16 protein-coding genes are annotated in these 16,359 nt (G+C 68.6%); all 16 read right to left on the bottom strand.

The genetic code is table 11. The annotated features are described in order from the left end of the window. The 16 genes from R2601_RS14985 to R2601_RS14910 all read right to left on the bottom strand — a co-directional run bounded on the left by R2601_RS14985 (window position 1) and on the right by R2601_RS14910 (window position 15,801). Complete coding sequence (locus tag R2601_RS14985) at window positions 1-3,903, bottom strand: phage tail tape measure protein (RefSeq protein WP_007799801.1); 3,903 nt, start codon at window positions 3,901-3,903, stop codon at window positions 1-3. Then, window positions 3,900-4,187, bottom strand: coding sequence for a DUF7697 family protein (locus R2601_RS14980; RefSeq protein ID WP_144266916.1), 288 nt, complete (start codon window positions 4,185-4,187; stop codon window positions 3,900-3,902). The genes R2601_RS14985 and R2601_RS14980 overlap by 4 nt, the downstream gene beginning before the upstream one ends. A gap of 23 nt (window positions 4,188-4,210) precedes the next feature. Beyond that, window positions 4,211-4,672: a hypothetical protein gene (locus tag R2601_RS14975; RefSeq protein WP_007799796.1), complete on the bottom strand. Its 462-nt coding sequence runs from the start codon at window positions 4,670-4,672 to the stop codon at window positions 4,211-4,213. Beyond that, window positions 4,672-5,643 (bottom strand): phage tail tube protein, encoded by a 972-nt coding sequence (locus R2601_RS14970; RefSeq protein ID WP_007799794.1) that lies wholly within the window; start codon window positions 5,641-5,643, stop codon window positions 4,672-4,674. Before R2601_RS14970 ends, R2601_RS14975 begins: the two co-directional genes overlap by 1 nt. 3 nt (window positions 5,644-5,646) lie before the next feature. Further along, the gene (locus tag R2601_RS14965) at window positions 5,647-6,084 is read right to left on the bottom strand and encodes a hypothetical protein (protein WP_007799793.1); all 438 of its coding nucleotides are present in this window, start codon (window positions 6,082-6,084) and stop codon (window positions 5,647-5,649) included. Further along, window positions 6,084-6,749 (bottom strand): DUF6441 family protein, encoded by a 666-nt coding sequence (locus R2601_RS14960; protein WP_007799792.1) that lies wholly within the window; start codon window positions 6,747-6,749, stop codon window positions 6,084-6,086. The genes R2601_RS14965 and R2601_RS14960 overlap by 1 nt, the downstream gene beginning before the upstream one ends. Then, window positions 6,746-7,048 carry a head-tail joining protein gene (locus R2601_RS14955; protein ID WP_007799788.1) on the bottom strand — a complete coding sequence of 101 codons (303 nt, stop codon included), beginning with the start codon at window positions 7,046-7,048 and terminating at the stop codon, window positions 6,746-6,748. The genes R2601_RS14960 and R2601_RS14955 overlap by 4 nt, the downstream gene beginning before the upstream one ends. 5 nt (window positions 7,049-7,053) lie before the next feature. Next, window positions 7,054-7,377 carry a hypothetical protein gene (locus R2601_RS14950; protein WP_007799787.1) on the bottom strand — a complete coding sequence of 108 codons (324 nt, stop codon included), beginning with the start codon at window positions 7,375-7,377 and terminating at the stop codon, window positions 7,054-7,056. A gap of 65 nt (window positions 7,378-7,442) precedes the next feature. Beyond that, window positions 7,443-8,480 carry a major capsid protein gene (locus R2601_RS14945; RefSeq protein WP_007799786.1) on the bottom strand — a complete coding sequence of 346 codons (1,038 nt, stop codon included), beginning with the start codon at window positions 8,478-8,480 and terminating at the stop codon, window positions 7,443-7,445. Window positions 8,481-8,561: 81 nt separating this feature from the next. Beyond that, a complete protein-coding gene (locus tag R2601_RS14940; protein ID WP_040545414.1) occupies window positions 8,562-8,930 on the bottom strand; it encodes a head decoration protein in 369 nt (122 codons plus the stop codon). Between the two features lie 56 nt (window positions 8,931-8,986). Next, on the bottom strand, window positions 8,987-10,360 hold the full coding sequence (locus R2601_RS27570) for a S49 family peptidase (RefSeq protein WP_007799784.1): 1,374 nt from the start codon (window positions 10,358-10,360) through the stop codon (window positions 8,987-8,989). Window positions 10,361-10,364: 4 nt separating this feature from the next. Continuing rightward, window positions 10,365-11,966 carry a phage portal protein gene (locus R2601_RS14930; protein ID WP_007799783.1) on the bottom strand — a complete coding sequence of 534 codons (1,602 nt, stop codon included), beginning with the start codon at window positions 11,964-11,966 and terminating at the stop codon, window positions 10,365-10,367. Continuing rightward, entirely contained in the window at window positions 11,966-12,187 is a 222-nt protein-coding gene (gene gpW / locus R2601_RS14925) for a gpW family head-tail joining protein (protein WP_007799782.1), read from the bottom strand. The genes R2601_RS14930 and gpW overlap by 1 nt, the downstream gene beginning before the upstream one ends. After that, window positions 12,177-14,189: a phage terminase large subunit family protein gene (locus R2601_RS14920; RefSeq protein WP_007799781.1), complete on the bottom strand. Its 2,013-nt coding sequence runs from the start codon at window positions 14,187-14,189 to the stop codon at window positions 12,177-12,179. The genes gpW and R2601_RS14920 overlap by 11 nt, the downstream gene beginning before the upstream one ends. A 4-nt stretch (window positions 14,190-14,193) precedes the next feature. After that, complete coding sequence (locus R2601_RS14915) at window positions 14,194-14,847, bottom strand: hypothetical protein (protein WP_007799780.1); 654 nt, start codon at window positions 14,845-14,847, stop codon at window positions 14,194-14,196. A gap of 297 nt (window positions 14,848-15,144) precedes the next feature. Next, the gene (locus tag R2601_RS14910; protein WP_217626371.1) at window positions 15,145-15,801 is read right to left on the bottom strand and encodes a hypothetical protein; all 657 of its coding nucleotides are present in this window, start codon (window positions 15,799-15,801) and stop codon (window positions 15,145-15,147) included. Window positions 15,802-16,359: the final 558 nt, after the last annotated feature.

The raw sequence follows: 16,359 nt of genomic DNA, 5'->3' as shown, positions 1-16,359 counted from the left end.
TCATTTGCCTTTCGGGGTTGCGCGCAGGCTATAGTTGCGCTTCATCGCGCGGTTTCCGCGACCGCTGTCAAAGTAATCGTCGATCGCCTGCTCAACATCGATGTCGAGACCGCCGCCGCTGGTGCGACGGGTCGAGACCTTGGCGCCGTAGTTGTTGATTGTGATCTCTGGTGCGCTCGCGGGCGACGAGCGCCCGCCGCCCGCCGAGCTGGGCGCATCCGCAAAGCCGCCGCCATCAGCCCGCTTGGGCAGGCGCATGGTGCGAACGGCCTCCATGAACTCGACGCCGTAGTGATCGACCGCGTCTGCGGGCTGCATGAACTCGCCGCGCGAGCCCCAGAAAAGCAGGTTATCCTGGCGCTTTCCTCCGAGACCCTCGAGCTTGCCCTGGGCCCGGGGCACGTCGCGGAACCCGCCGCCCTCGGCGCGCTTTGGCAGCATCAGGCCGCCGTTGCGATAGAGCCCGCCCGAGGTCATCGCCCCGGCCGAGGCGCTGTAGCCTCCTGTCGCAGCGCCACCGGCGGCCGCGCCAAACGAGATCCCGCCACCGAAGCCCGAGAAGGCCTGATCCATGAGCTGCGCCAGCTGATCCCAGATCGGATCGAGGGCGAGCGACCAGAGCTTGTCGAGGATCATCGAGGTCAGATCATCCCAGAACGCCTCCACGCCTGCGCCGCCGGGCTTGAGATTGTCGAAGGCGCCCGAGATCTGGCCCTTCCAGGCCTCGACATCGGCGGCCGCCTGTTCCGTCGAGCGCGCGATGCCCTCGGCCGTGGCTTCCTCCTGCTCTCGCGCGGCCATGAGCCGGCCATAGGCAGCAGCCTGTTCGTCGATCACCTCGATCAGCCGGCGGCCATTGTCCGCGAGCGCAGTCTCGGGGTCGATCCCGGCCTCTTTCGCGCGCTTCACCGCCTCATATTGGAAGGTCAGCCGCGCCTGTTCCTCGACCGTCCGACCGGCGAGCTCGGCCTCGAGGCGCAGCTGCTCGAGCTGATCGCGACCGATCGCGACCACGCGCTCGAGCGCCTCGGCCTGCGCGTCGAGATCGTCGGTCGTGGTGGTGCCAGCGCTGGATCCCCGGCCGTACATGCCCACCGCTTCTGCCGCCCATGCCGGAACCGAGCCCGAGGTGTAATCGGGCCCCCAGGCGCGCTCGGCCCCGGTGTCGAAGTGCAGAGAGTTGCTGTAGACCCCGACGCCGCCGAAACCGGCCACGCTGCGCGCCAGCTTGATCAGCTCGAGCCGCTCGTCGATCGACATATCCGACACGTCGATGTCGAAGGCGCGCCCCTGCATGTGCTGCGACTTCTTGGCCCCGCCGGCGGCGTCATTCTCGTCTGGCGATCGGTAGTCGGAAGAAATCTTGAAGGTCTTTCCCGAGGCCTGCTCGAGCACGGCGAGGGCGCGCACCGTCGCCGGGTCCATGTTGGTCGGATCGAACTGCGAGCGCGGCTGTTCCCAGGGCCGCATATCGACCGGCTTTGGCGCTGCAGCCCGGCCGGCCTGATACTCCCCGTAAACCCGGCTCAGGCGCTCGATCTCCTCGGCCGCCGCTCGGGCGCTGTCGCCGGTCTCGTCGAACGGTCGATCAGCTTTCAGATCCTCGGCCATCTCATGGTTGGCGCTCAGCTGGTCATGGATCAGCCCCAGCTGTTCCTCGACGCCCGCCAGCTCGGTGATGTTTTCGCGAAAGCCCGACAGCCCCTCGTCGCGCAGCACCTTGCCGGCCTCGAGTGCCTCGGTCAGCGCGCGCGCCAGGTCGTCGACCGCGCTCGCCATTTCGGCCTCACTCGAGGCGGCCTCGAGCGCGGCGATCTCATCGGCAAAAAGCCCCGCCTCGCGCGCCGCGCCGGCCAGCTCGGAAACCATGTCATTGCCGACCAGCCGATCGCCGCTGTCGAGAATCTCGATCAGCCGATCGCGCACCGGCTCGAGGCTGGCGCCGACCGCGCGGATCGCGTCGAACTCGGCGACAAAATCCGCAACCGCCATCTTTCCCGACTCGACCGCCGAGGATGCCTCGGCCATCCGCGCAAGAAAATCGTTCTTCGCATCCTCGGGCCAGAGGACGCGCTCGAGATCGCTCCGATCGGACCCCTCGAGCTGGGCCAGCCCCGCGATGCGACCACGGAAATCGTCGATGCCGTCACCATCCCAGAAACTGCCGCTCAGGGCGCCGCGGGCCTCTGCATAGGTCCGCTCGAGATCCGCGCGCGCCTGCTCGAGCGCCGCGCGGCTCTGGTTCAGCATGTTTTGGGTCGTCTCGGAAACCTGCCCCCCAAGGCCCTTCTGTTCCTCTGCCGCGCGCCGGCTGGCCTCCTGGTAGGCATCGAGCGCGCTTGCGGCGCGCGTCGCGGCGGTCTCGGCCCGCTCGACCGCATCCGCCGCGACATCGGTATCTAGACCGAAGGCGATCAGCGAGCCGGCGGTGATCGCCAGCGACAGCGGGCCACCCAAGATCCCGGTCAGCGCCCGCGCCGCGACCCCGAAGCGCATCATGGGCGCGGCCGCACGGCCCGCGGCGGTGCCGACACCGCTCGCGGCCCCGGCGATCTCGATCAGCGCGGCGCGAACAGCGACCGCTTTCGCGATCACCAGCGTCATGCCCCGGCCGACCAGGTAGACGGTCAAGGCGTTCGCCACGCGCTCGACCACCTCCTCGACCAGCTCGAAATTTTCGGTCAGGTAGCGCAGCGCGTCGGTCACCCGCCGCACCGCCTCCTCGGCGAGGTCAAGGCCGCCATTCTCGGCCGCCTCGAGGTTCAGCGCCTCCCAGGCGGCCGCCAGCTCCTTCAACGCCCCGTCGAGGCCGCGCAGCCGCACCTCGGCCTGTTCCTGGGCGGAGATCTCGCCGATCGCGCTCGAGAGATCTCGGATCCCCTCGGCGCCCTGCTTTGCCAGCGCAGCCGCGGTGCGGATCGCGTCGGTGCCGAACACGGTTTTCAGCGCCTCGTTGCGGGCCTCCTCGGACAGGCCCGCGAGGCCGTCCTGCAGCTCCTGGGCAATCTCGGCCATCGTGCGCATGTTGCCCTGCGCATCGAAGAACTGAAGGTCGAGATCTTTCATGACCCCGGCCGCCTTCGCCGATTCCGGCGTCAGCCGCTGCAGGAAGGTCTTGAAGCTCGTACCCGCATCCGAGCCGCTGGCGAAGCTCGAGGCGGTCGCCGACAGGACGGTGAGAAACTCCTCGATCTCGACGCCGGTGGTGCCGGCGACGCCGCCGGCCTGGGCGATCGCCAGGCGCAGATCATCGAAGCCAAATTTCGAGGTGAAGGCGGCACCGGTGACACGATCGACGATCTCGGGCAGCTTGTCGGCCTCGAGGCCGAATTGCTGCATCAGGTCGGTGACCAGGTCGGCCGCCGGCGCCACCTCGGACCCGAGCGCCCCGGCGAGCGAGATCGAGGAGTCGAGCGCCCCGCCCAGGATCGTTGTCACGTCGAGGCCGTTCTTGGCAAGCACCTCGATCGCCTGGGCCGACTGCGTTGCGGTGAACGCGGTCGTTGCGCCGAGATCCTTCGCGGCGGCGGACAGCTGCGCGATCTCCGCCTCGCTCGCCTTGGTGGCCGCCTCGACGCGCTGCATCATCGCCTGGAACTCGCGCCCGGCATTGAGCGCACTGCGGCCGAAGGCCACCAGACCGCCGGCAAGGGCGGTGGTGCCCATGAACCGGGCAACGCGCTGCAGCGCCGGCAGCTCGGCCGAGATCGCCCCGAGCGAGCCGCGCAGCTCGCGCGCCGCGCGGTCGGTCTCGCGCATGCCGGTCGAGGCCGGTCGAGCGGCGCCCTGGATCCGGCGCAGGCTGCGCTCGCCGGAGGCCCCCAGCGACTTGAGATCCTGCTCGAGCTGGCGGTGCCCCGCAGCCGACAGGCGGATCGTGTAATTCCGCGCGGTGTTGCTCATTCGGTCCCGTCCTGGTCACGCATGCGGGCGCCGGCCTCGATCAGGCCCGCCTCCCAATGCGGTAGCAAAAGCGATGCGATTTTTTCGGGGATGCCCTGCGCCTCGAGCAGCGCAAGGCAAGCCGCGAAGTCGAGGCCGACATAGCCTCGGGCGCCGATCCGGCGCTGGTGCAGGATCTGGCTGCCAAGGGCCGCGATCGCGCGCCCCTCGACCGATTGCGGCATGTGCAAGTCTTCCGGGCACGCGCCCTCACCGCCGAACCGTGCGCAGGAATACCCGGGCATCGCCCGGCAGTCCTGGCAATGGCTCAGCCCCCCGCTGTAGCGGTAGAGGGCGAGGGCGCGTAGCCGTTTCCCTCCCGTTCCAATTCATGCCAGGGCGACAGCAGCTGCCCGTGAAGGGCAGAGGCGACGCCGGGGAACAGATCAAGGAACAGGTCGATGCTTTCGGCCTCAAGCGGCGCCGGCTCGCCGCGATCGGTCTCGAGGCCGCCCCATCCGGTGCCGAAGCGCAAGAGCAGCAGCTTGACCAAGTGCCGCGCGGCCTGACCGCGCAGCGCCTCCTCGTGCTCGGGCGGCAGATCCTCGTCGTCGATCGAGGCCGCGTCGAAGGCCCGCGTTGCCGGCAGGGTTTCGCGAGCAAGGCGCAAGGCGGTGGATTCCGCCTCGCGCAGGTCGGCATAGGTGAAGGCCCGATGCGTGACCGTGACGCCATACCCCAACTCGATTGTGCGGCCCTCGGTGAGGCCGCGCACCAGGCGCAAGACCATCAGCTGGCGTTTGCGTAGTTTTCGGTCGCGTTGGTGAGCGTGACCTCGATCAGCTCGGCGCCGGTCGCCGGCCGGTTGGCGCGCCAGTTGTAGTCCTGGGCGATCAAGCCGCGGCCGGTGATCGGCACACCGGTGCGCTCGAGCAGCAGCGAGGGCACGTTGATCGACAGGCTGTAATTGGCGCTGATCTGCCAGGCCATCGTCAGCGCGAAGGCCGTGCCGGCGTCGGCCAGGTCATAGAGCTGGGCGTCGCGGAACCGGGCACCGAGCGTGCCGCCCAGATCCCAGACCCCATCGGAGATCTCGGCCGCCGTGGCGGCGCCGTTCATGGTTTCCTGATCCGCTTCGCGGCCGGTGTTGAGGGTCAGCCCGACCGAGGTCACGCCGGCCACCTCGCTGCCGTCGATGCTCAGCGAGCCCTGGAAGCTCACCGGAACCGGATCGGCCGCATATTCGACCGGGGTCGCGTCGAGCGTCGCGCCGGCCTTCACTTCCTCGCGGCCGGTCGCGTTGAAGGTCACGCGCTGGCGGGTGCCGTTCTTCTGCGCGCTGATTTCCATGCCGGTCGTCGCGAGCGTGTCCTGGGTGAAGTGCTGCGACACGCCGCCGTGGCTGATCCCGTGCGTCGCGAGCAGGATCGAGGGCTGAGCCGCAGCCGCAAAGGTATGAACGTAGGGACCGGTGCCCGTGGTCGTCGGTAGCCCCAGGATCTGCGCCAGGTGCCAGCCGATGCTGTCGAGCCCCATCGGGACCTCGAAGCTGCCGGCGAGATTGCGAAGGCCCTGGACCACCTCGCCCGGGAAGGCGTCGCCATAGATCGCCTCGTCATTCGCCAGCTCACCGGTCGGCGAGACGCTGTAGCTGTAGTAAGGCAGCGTGTAGAACGCGCCATCGGCGGCGGCCTCGGCCGCGCCGAACGTCGACTGGCGCCGTGCCAGCAGTTTCGCCTGATCTCCGCGTGCGTTGGGCATCGGTCAATTCTCCATCGGGTTTTCGGGGGTTTCGTAAAACAGGGCGACGGACAGCACCGACCCCTTGAGGCTCTCCGCCCCCGGCATGGGAACGGCCTCGCTCTCCTCCGGCGCGCCAGGCACCAAGAAATCGACGGCACCGCCGAGGGTGCGATCGGCCATCAGCAGCGCCGCCGCCGAGGTCAGCACCGCGTCGATCGCCGCGTCGCGCGTGGCGGCATCAGCGCCTTGCACCACGCATTCCAGCTCGACGCCGCGCTGCCATTCGCGCACGCCGGTCCCGAGCCGCACGCCCATTTCCTGCGGGTCGCCCGGGACGATGTTGATCAGCCCCTCGGGCGGGCAGTCCTCGGGCAGATCATGCTCGCGGAAGATCGCGGCCTCATGCGCCTCGAGCTGCCCCTGCAGCGCGACGATCGCGGCCTCATGTTTGCTCGGCATTATCGCAGCCTCCGGCGGCGGGTTGTCTTGAACGCGGCGTCAATGTCGCCGGCGAGGCCAGCGGCCACGGTGCGGGTGACCGCACCCACGTTGAGACGCCGGCGCAGGCGCGCCTGCGGGATCAGCCAGAACATCGGCACCGTCGACAGCCCGTTGCCGCTGCTGAGCGCGCGCTTGCTGCGCGAGAGGGTGTAGTTTCCGGCCTTGGTCTGGCGCTGGTTGTCGACCACCAGGAGGGAGGCCCCTTGCGGGCGGTAGACGAAGCGCAACGGCCCGAAGCGATGCTCGGGAAAATTCGATGGGTTGATCCGCTTGCGACCCATGCCGCGCTTTGGCGCTGAGGGCGTCGGGATCGCGAGCCAGAAGCCATCGCGCGACTTGATCGTCACGCCGGCGTCGAAGGCTTCGATCAGCGTCTCGGCCTTGGTATAGACGTAGGCGGCCGCGCCCAGCGACGCGCCGTGCGTCGGATAATTCTTCGACTGCCAGCTGCGCGCGACGCGCCGGCCGAGCCCACCGGAAATCACGTCCTGGCGCAGCGCGGCCTTGAGGCGATCGGCGCGGCCATGCACGCCGCTGGTCACCGCGCGCTCGGTGAGATCCAGTTCCTCGGCCATGAAGTCGACGAGGTTGCCCTCGAGCGCTGCCTCGAGCCGGTCCCTCATAGCGGCACCGTGTTCAGCTGCACCTTGAAGCGGCGGGGATCGCGCACCTGGGTGTGTTTCACGCGCCGGCGCTCGCCGCCGATCTCGAGCGTCGCGCCTCGATCGTGGCCGGCGAAAGCGCTGGCAAGGATCTCGAACACGCCACCGGGCTCCTGGATCTGCATCGAGCCAAAATCGGCGATGTCGTCGCCACGCATCGGCAAGAGCCGCACGGCCAGGGCGGCGCCATCGGGATCGAGGGTGGCCTCGATCCCGTGCTGCTCGAACGCGGTCTCGACAGACCGCAGAAACGGATCCATCGGGCTCAGCCGGTGGCGCCGTCGCCGGATCCAGCCGCGCCGCCCTGGGCCTGGCCGCCAGTCTCCGCCGGGGCGGTTGCGCCAGCCGGGGCCGCCGGCGCGCTGGTCGCGGCCTTGGTCGGTTTCTTCGCGGCCTTGGTCTTGTCGGCGGCCTTGGGCTTCTGGATCTTGCCCTTGCCGGCCTTCTCGATCTCGGCGCCGATCGCGGCCGGCACCGGGCCCGACCAGCCCTCGGGAAGGGTGCGGCGCGTCGAGGCCCCGGTCTTGTAGGTATGCGCGCCGGTCATCTTGACGGTCACGGTCTCGTCGGTGGTCTTGCGGGTCGCCATGGTAGCGGTCTCCTCATGTCAGGGGGCCCGGCGCCCCAGGCGCCGGGCCGGTCAGCGGCTCAGCCTCAGTTCGAGCTGTGGCCGCGCACCAGGACGGCAGGACGGAGGCACATGGGCAGCGTCTGCATCATCGCCTCGACATCGGCGAAGCGATCTTCCTGGCGGTCGGGGAACAGCGCCGAGTAGAACTCCTCGCCCGGAAGGTTGGTCATGCCGAGGTAATCGGCCGAGCCGTTGAACTGCCGGAAGGTCTGGCGGGTGCCGACCGGGAAGAAGGACACTTCGCCCGAGGGGATGAAGCTGCGCGTCACAACGGTGCCATCTTCCTGCGGCACCGGGCCTTCGCCCTGGTATTCCTTCCAGCGGATGCCCTGGAAGTCGAAGCCGGCCGAGGTATCGTCGCGCAGCGGGTCGCCGCCGTTCTGGTTCTGATAGTGCTTGTAGCGCTCCTTGAAGTCGGCATGCGCCATCAGCTTGTCGGTGAACTCCGGATGCATCAGGCCCATGACGCCGGTCATCACGTCGCCGAGCAGGTTGGTGCGGATGTGACGGGTCACCTGGCGCGCCTTGCTGCCAAGGTCGGTGGTTCCGGTGCCGAGCACGAAATCGACCGATTTCTTGGAGATCCCGAAGGCCTGGTGCAGGTCGACGAGCACCGAGCCATCGGCATCGAGCACCTGGCCCTGCAGCGCGCCGGCGCGCAGGTATTCGCGGGTGATGTCGATCGAGCCGCGCAGCTCCTCCTGGCGGTCGAGCACCTCGCCGAGCACCTGCTTGAGCTCGGTCTCGGACCCGAAGGCACGGATCCCGTCGATGTCATCGGCGGTGATGCGCGACTTGAGGCCGAAGCGCTCGGTGCGGAAATCGAGCATCGCGCGCTTGCTGCGGGCCTGGCCGGGCAGAGAGGTGCCCCGCTCGGAGGACTGCACCAGCTGCAGCACGCCGTTCTTCTTCTCGATCGAGAACTTGGTGCCGCGGATCGGCTTGGCGCCGAACAGCCCGAGGCCGCCGATCAGGCCCCACTGGTTCGGGATGATGCGGATCGCTTCGCCAAGCGCCATGGCCCGGAAAGCGTCGTTCTTGAAAATATCCATATGGGCCATGAAAGCGGCTCCTCTTTTCGGTTTCGGGTGCGCCGGTCAGGCGCGGAAGGACAGGCCGCCGGGCGAGGCCGGCGACCCGGGTCAGCTCACCACGATGCCAAGGGCTTCCAGCTCGGCGCAGGCTGCGTCGCGCTTGGCCTCGGTGTCATAGGAGGGATCGAAGGTGAGACCGAAGCGGCGCACGCGGGCGTGACGCTTGAGCACCACGGCGGTCACGTCTGCGGAAGCGGCGGCCGCCGGGGTCAGCAGCACGGCCGCGGCCGCCTCGGACCCGTCCGCACCGGCCTCGTCGCTGGCGACGTATTTCTCGGTCGCGGTGACCATGCCCAGAACGGTGCCGGGCTCGAGATCCGCGCCGGCGGCGATCGTCACCTCCTCGCGGCTGTAGTGGTCCTGTTCCTCGAACAGGAGGAAGTCACCGGGCGTCTTGCCCTCAGTCAGTGTCGGCATGTCCATCACTCCTATGTTGCTGGACGGTCAGGGGATGCCGGCCCGGAGGCCGGCGCTCAGTTTGCGTGACGGGCCCGCGCGAGATCGGCAGCGGTTGCGGTCTCGGGCCCGGCCGTGGCCGGCGCGTCGAGGTCGGTGTCCTCGGCCTGCATGACCGCACTCAGGCTCTGGCCGGCGCCCTGTTTCGGGGCGGCGGCAAGGTGCTTCGCTGCATCCTCGGCGCTCATGTCGCTCTCGAAAGCGAAGCTCTTGGCGAGATCGTCGCGACCCTTCGCTTCGGGGTGGTTCAGGATCGCCGAGATCCGGCTGCGCTCGTCAGATGCGCTCGGGCCTGCGGGGGTCGGGGCGGCGGGCGCCTCGGGCGCCGTGGCGGTCGGCGCCGGGGTCGGCTGCTCGGGCGTGCTCGCCTCGGGCGCCGGCTGCGCGGGTGCGCTGGCGGTCGGTGCCGCCGGCGCCGGGGTGGTCGCGGTCTTGTCGGTCATGGTCTCAGCTCCTTGCTTGCTGGCTGTGCTGGGCGCCGGTGCCGGCCGCCCATTGATCTGCGCGACGAAGCGCTCGAAAGCTGCGCGCGGGTTGTCGACCTCATCGGCGAGGCCGGCCTCGACCGCCTGGGCGCCAATGAAGGTCCGGGCCTCTGTGGCAAGCGCGGCCTCGAGGGTCAGACGATCGCCGCGCCCCTCGGCAACCGTCTCGGCGAACAGCTGGCGCAGATCCTCGCATTCGCGCTGCAGATCCTCGCGCACCGCCTCGGGCAGCGGCTCGTAAGGGTTGCCGTCGCCCTTGTGGGCGCCGGCCGAGATCACGGTCACCCGCACCCCGTTGGCCTCGAGCCGCTCGCTCTGATCGGCATGCATGCAGATGACGCCGATCGAGCCGGCGCCGCCCGAGCGCGGGATGATGATGCGATCGGCCTGCGAGGCGATCGCGTAGGCGGCCGAGAAGGCATGCGCCGAGATGAAGGCCCAGACCGGTTTCTGCGCGCTCAGCGCGCGGATCTCGTCGGCCAGCTCGAAACAGCCCGCGACCTCGCCGCCGAAGCTGTCGATCTCGAGCGCGACTCCGCGCACCATCGGGCTCTCGGCCGCGGCGGTGAGCTGCGCCGAAATCCCCTCATAGGTCTGGTTGCCGGAGAAGGATTCGCCGATGTAGCTGCCGCGATGTATCAGCGAGCCGGTGATCGGGATGACCGCGACGCCGTCGATGCTGCGGAACGGCGAGCGCCGGCCGGCGCGGATCTCGTCCTCGAGGCGCTCGTCGAGCACCGAAGCGACCGGGCGCGAGCGCGCCTCTTTGGTGGCCTCTGCGCCCTCGATCGTGACAGGCCCACCGAACAGGCGGGGGCCCAGGCCGGCGACGAAGGCCGCGGCCTTCGCCGGCGCAGCCATCAGCGGCGTGTGAAACACACGCTGCGCAATCTGCGGATAATCCATGATGTCAGTCCTCGGGGGTCATCTGCGGCCCGCCATTGTGGCCGAGCAGCTTGGCGAAACTTTCCTGCATCGGGTGCAGCGTGCCCTCGGGCATGGCGGCGATCTCGCCTTTGATCTGTTCCATGTTGTCGGCGTAGTCGGTGCCGGTCAGCTCAGCCGCCTCCTCCTCGAGGGTCGACAGACCCAGGGCGACACGCATCGCCGCCGCCTTGGCTTCCTTGACCGGATCGACAAAGCCCTTGCCGGGCCCGATCCACTTCGCCCGCGCATAGGCCGGCCAGAAGGCGTGGAAATCCGGTGCGCCGGAGGGCAGCGCGATATGACCGTCGAGGATCTTCTCCTCGAGCCAGGCCATGAAGAACGGTTGACAGAAGCCCTGGGCAAAGGCGGTGCGGCGGGCGCTCCATCCGCGCCAGATCTCGATCATCGCGGCGCGCGCGCTCGAGTAGTTGGTCTTTGACCAGTCCGAGGCGAGCTGCTCGTAGCTGATCCCCAGGCCCGAGGCGATGTTGCGCAGGACCGCGCTCTCGAAATCCGCATACTGCGCCGCCGGCCGAGCCGTCTGCACCATGCCGATCTCGTCATTCGGATAGAGCGCCTGCACCCGTGCGCCGCCGACCTTCACGCCGCCGGAATTGCCATAGAAGCCCTGCCGCGCCTCCTGGTACTTGAGAAATCCCTCGCCGCCGCCCTCGGCGAACAGCTCGTCGATGACATCAGGCCCCATGGGCGACTTGATGAAGGCGGCCAGCACCGCATTGATCACCGCCGCCTGCAGCTCGACCCGGCTGTAATGATCCTCCATCCGCAGCCGCTCGACGATCGGCGCCAGGCGCGAGATCCCGCGGGTCTGCCCGTCGCGAGTCTTGTCGAAGAAGTGGATCACCTGCGGCCGGCCGTGCGGCGTCTCGCGGGCGATGCGCTTCCAGGCCCAGCGATCGGCGATGTCGACCCAAGTGGTTTCGGCATGCGCCTGGCGGAAATGATAGGCCTTCGCGATGCCGTCGCGGCTGATCTCGATCCCGCCGCGCAGCTGGGCCCGATCGGGCATGTCCTGCGGGTTGCAAAGCAGATCCGGGTCGACCAGGCGCATGGTCGTCTTGGTCGGCCGGGCCCGGCGCCAGTTGACCAGGGCGATCGCTTCACCCTCGACCAGATAGGTCCGATAGGCGGTCCCGAACATCTGGGGCACGGTCTGCGCCCTGGTCGTGTCGGCGAGAAAGCGGGGATCCTGGGCGTAGCTGCGCCAGTGCCCCTCGACCTCCTCCTTGAACTCGCGGGCCCATTCGGCGCTTAGACCGAGGGCGCGCCAGTCGGGCTTGAGCAGCGGCCGGAAGTTCGCGCCGATGACGCTGTCGACCTCTTTCGAGACCGCGCCGGCCGCCCAGCCGTTATTGCGCACCAGGTCGCGAGCCCGGGCGGTCGCCCGATCGCGGTTCGGCAGGATCTCCGCGTCGACCGCACGATTTGACGGCAGGAAGCCCGACATGGTGTCGATCGTCGGGTCGGCGGCGGTGTAGGGCGTGGTCCCGGAAAAGCCGGCATCGCGGGCAGCGGCGCCCGACTTGCGCGGCACCAGAGGAACGCGGGTCAGATCACGCCCCATCAGAACACCACCCGGCGAGACATGCGGCCTGCGGGGGCTTGGCCGAGCTTGCGTTTAAGCTCCTGGACATAGCGCCGCAGCTTGCCCTCGTCGGCCGGCTTGAACTCCGTCCGGTGGCCGTCATAGCTGACCACGGTCACGGTCTGGCCGAGCAGCAGCTTGTGCAGCGCGTTCTCCGCCTCGGTCAGACGGGCCTCGAGGGTCGCGGTCTCAATCGGCATCGGGCCTCAACACGTTCAAGAGACGCTTTGCAGCGTCGGTTTCGGGTTTCTGCGCCGCGCCCGCCCGGGATCCCGTGGCGGCCGCGAGCGGCAGCTCGGCGTCGAACAGATCGCCTTGCTGATCCGGCGGGGCGATCGACCGCTCGGCGGTCAGGGCGTCCCACTGGTCATCGGTCATCGAGTGCCAGCCGCGGCGCATCGCGGCGCCCTCGGCGTAATTCATCGTGTCGAGCGCCTCGTTGCGCCGGGTCGGCTCGACCAGGTTCCAGCTCGAGGTCATGACCCCTTGCGCGTTGCGCTTCACCACGCGGGTCTCCGAGGCGAGCATCCGGTAATACTCATCGCCCAGGGCGCGGGCGAAGCGGGTGTGCCCGCGATCGCTCGGATCTTCCTTGCCGAGATGCGCGTAAAGCCCCGCCTTGAGCGACGACACATTGAGGTTGAAGGCGCGTTTCTGCGCCCGCTTGGCCTTGCCATCCTTGCGCCGCTCGAACCGCTGCAGCGACATCAGCGGGCCGTTCTGCGTCGAGGCGCCTTTCACGATGATGACGCGCGACCAGGGATGCGAGCGGGCCCAGCTCCACACGTCATCGGTATAAGCGCCGCCGTCGATCGCGAGCATGTCGATCGAGACCTGCAGGCCCAGCTCGGTTTTCCAGCTCTGGCGCAACAGCGCGTTGAGCGCCGCGCGCCCCTCGTCGTCGCCGATATGGTGCGGGATCACCTTGTAATCGATGACCCAGCGCCGGCGGTTGCGCCCGAAGGCGACCAGCTGCACCTCGAGGCGATCGTCCTGGCAGTCGACGCCGGCCCCGAAGATAAACCCGGTGGCCGGCAGCACGCCGCGCTCGAGGATCTCGCCGGGCTCGGCGTTCTCCGTCCGATCGCGAAGCGCCTCCCAATCCGGCGCGTCGGTCGCCTGCTCATAGGGCAGGCCCAACACGTCATTCCAGAACACCTGCTCGACAGCTGCGCTGACCGCGGTCGGCGCCGCGGGTTTCTTGCCGCCCTGGGCCTCGAGCCGGGTCCAGCCCATGACCTGGGCGTATTCGACCGCGATCGAGGCCCAATCCCGTTGCGGCGCATAGGCGCGCCAGAGGTGGAAGCCCGGGTGACTGCCGCCCGGGTTCTGTTTCACCCACCGCCCGAGGCGAACGATCTTTTCCTTGTCGCCGTGGCGGATCGGCTCGCCGCAGCTCTCGCAGCGGAAATGCGCCGCCGCCAGGTTCTCCGGGTCGATCTGCGCCCGGAAGTTCTCCCAGGTCAGCGGCTGCTCATGCCCGCAGCTCGGGCAGGGAACGTGATAGAGCCGCTGGTCGCTGCGATCATAGGCGGCGGTGATCCGGCAGGTGCCCTTGATCATCGCGGTGCTGACCCGCGCGATCTTCGCATCTTCAAACCCCGAGGCCCGGCTTTCCGCGAGCTTTTCGGGGTCGCCCTTTTCCGAGGGCTCGAATTTCGACAGGTCATCCATGATGACCAGGCGACGGCTGGTGCCGGTGAGATCCGCGGGCGAGCCGGCCGAGGCGACTTTCAGCGAGCCGTTGCGGTCGAGGGTCTCCTGATTGAACGTGTTGTCGCGGTTCTCACCCTTGCCCGCGCCGAACACCCGCAGCAGGCCGGGCGCCTGGCGGCGCATGGGCATCCACTTGTTGTTGACCCACTCGGTCGCCGCGCTCGAGGTCGGATGCACGATCAGCGAGTCGAGCGGGGTGTACTCGTGCCATTCCGCCAGGGTCGGCTGAATGATCGAGACCGTCTTGCCCCACTGCGCCGAGCCTCGGATCGTCACCTCGCGCGCCGCGTGCTCCGGTGACAGCACCTCGTGGATCTCGCGCAGGAAGGCGAAACGGTTGATGTCGAACGGGCCCGGCATTGGCGAGCGGGCGTCGAAGACGATATTTTCCTCGCACCACCGGGTGATGTCGGGCGGCGGCGGCGGGTCGATGGCCTGGGCGATCGCCCTGGCGATCACCTCCTCGGCCGAGATCAGGAATCCCACGGGCTCAGAAATCCTCGGCCTGTTCGTCGTCGGTCAGCTCGGCCGCCTCGGCCTCCTCGGCCTTCACCGCGGCGCGGCCGGTGCGATACTCGCGCCAGACCTCGGTCAGGATCACCCGGGCCTCGCGGAAGTCGACGCCCAGCTCGTCGGCGATGCGCCTGGCACCGGTGCGGATCACCGAGCTTTCGATCTGGGCGATCTCCTGCGCCATCTGCCGCATTGTCTCATTCGCGACCACGCTTGCCAGCACCAGCGTGCCCTCGGCCTCGCTGTTGCGGCGTCGGGCGGTTCGGGCGTCCTCCTCGGCCTTGAGGGTCTTCGCCAACTCGTAGCGGCTCGGATCCCGGCTCGGCAGCTCGGTCGCCCCGAGCCCGGTCGGCGGTGGCGCCGGGGCGGGGTCCTGGGGCGGGCTTGGCGCGGGATCCGCTGCCGGGATCCGCGCCAGGGCCTCCGAGGTCTTGGCCCCGTTGCCGAGCATCTGGCCGGGATCGAGGCGACGCCCGAGCGCCGCGGCGACCTTGGCGAGATCGAAACGACGATGTCGCCCGTCGCCGCTGTAGCAACCCTTGAGCTGCCCGCCGCTCACCAGCTGGGAGATCCGGCCCTTGGAGAGATCCAGGACGCCGGCCAATTCCGTCGCGGTCAGCTGCCGTGTCATGCGTTCCTTTCCGAGGCGCCCGCGCAGCCCCGGCCGATCGCCGCGCTGCACCCGCTCGCTAAATCTGACCCCCGCTAAATCGCTAAACCCCCCGCAAGGTTTAGGCTTTGGTTTCGGTTTAGTGAGTTAAAACATATGCGCTAAGCCGCCCCGTATACGGCCGGCGGGGCAGGAGGGACCCGCCGATTTCGCCGGCCGCCAGTGACAGGGAGGAAAACTCGGCCGGGGCCGTCGCGCACCCCTTCGCCGATGTCTGATTCGGTATTCGACGCTGACCTTAGCGGTCAAGCCCCGCGATCACGCGACGCCGATCGCAGCCCGGGTCACGTCGAGCAGCTCGAGCAGCTCGAGGGCCAGCGCCTTGCGCAATCTCGAGTGCGGCGACCAGCCATGCGAGACCAGGATCTCGCGCATGTCGCGGCCATCGACACAGACCGCGCAGAGCAACTCGAACGCCTTTATATCCTGGGCCTTCCCGCGCCGCCGACGCACCGGCAGCACCACGCGCTCGACCCGCCGATCGACCACTCCGGTGACCGGGTGAGGCGCCCAGCCGTTGACCGCGTCGCGCACCCTGTTGAACCGCGCCGCATGCTTGATTTTTGTCGTCACCCCGCCATCGGAGACCCCGCCCTTATGGTCACCGCCCTGCAGATCCACGCCCTTGACCGAATCAATCCGCTCGATCGTCGCGGCGAACATGGTCGCGGCCCGAAGCCGTGGATCCTGCGGGGCGAGCGCGGCTAGGACCGGAGGCAGCGCAGCCCGGGCGGTCTTGTATCCGACCGGCGTCTCGGCCGGCACCCCCAAGCGCGCCGGGTCCCAGACCACGCCCAGCGATCGGCGCGCCTGACCAAGCCCGGCAGGCGAGCGCGCCCCGGATGACTTGCCCGCGCCTTGCCGCCGCTCAGCCGCCGCCCCCAGGATCTTGCGGGTCAGCCCCTCGACCACCATCCGGGCCTTGCCCTGGTCAGGGCAGCGCGTTGCCTGTCTCTCCTGCATCTCTCTATTCCTCCATATACGGTGGCCATCTTTCTATCTTACCCAATATCTAGAAAATCTACGGGATCGACCGCTCTTAGATGGGATTGAAACGGGACCGAAACGGGATCGACACATATCTCGCAAGGAATTGAAATCGTGGAATAAACGCCAGATTGCGGGATCGACGGGATCGAAATCGCCGCGCGCTACATGAGGGCGATCTCCTCACCCCCGCACCCCTCATGTGTAATATAGGAAGCCCTCAAACTCGGTCCCGTCGATCCCGTCCGTCCCGCGAGAGATGGCAAGCGGTTGGTTTGCCGCGACTTTTTTGCCGCCGCCTTGCCTTTCGTCAGTCCCGCGCAGCGGGATCGACGGGACCGACCCGCGATTTATGGGAGGGTATGGGAGGGGAGAGGGGGAGGGTGCGAGGCGGCCAGACAGCGCAGACCTCGAGCGCCGCGCCTGTTGGAAAGGCGGCACAATGCGGCGCCGCCCGTGCCGGGCGGCCCTTTGTCATGCGCCGCT

Origin of the sequence: Salipiger bermudensis HTCC2601 (assembly GCF_000153725.1) — a bacterium.
Taxonomy (GTDB): Bacteria; Pseudomonadota; Alphaproteobacteria; order Rhodobacterales; family Rhodobacteraceae; genus Salipiger; species Salipiger bermudensis.
Note: the sequence above shows the minus strand (reverse complement) of the source record. Positions and strands in the feature narration are given on the sequence as shown.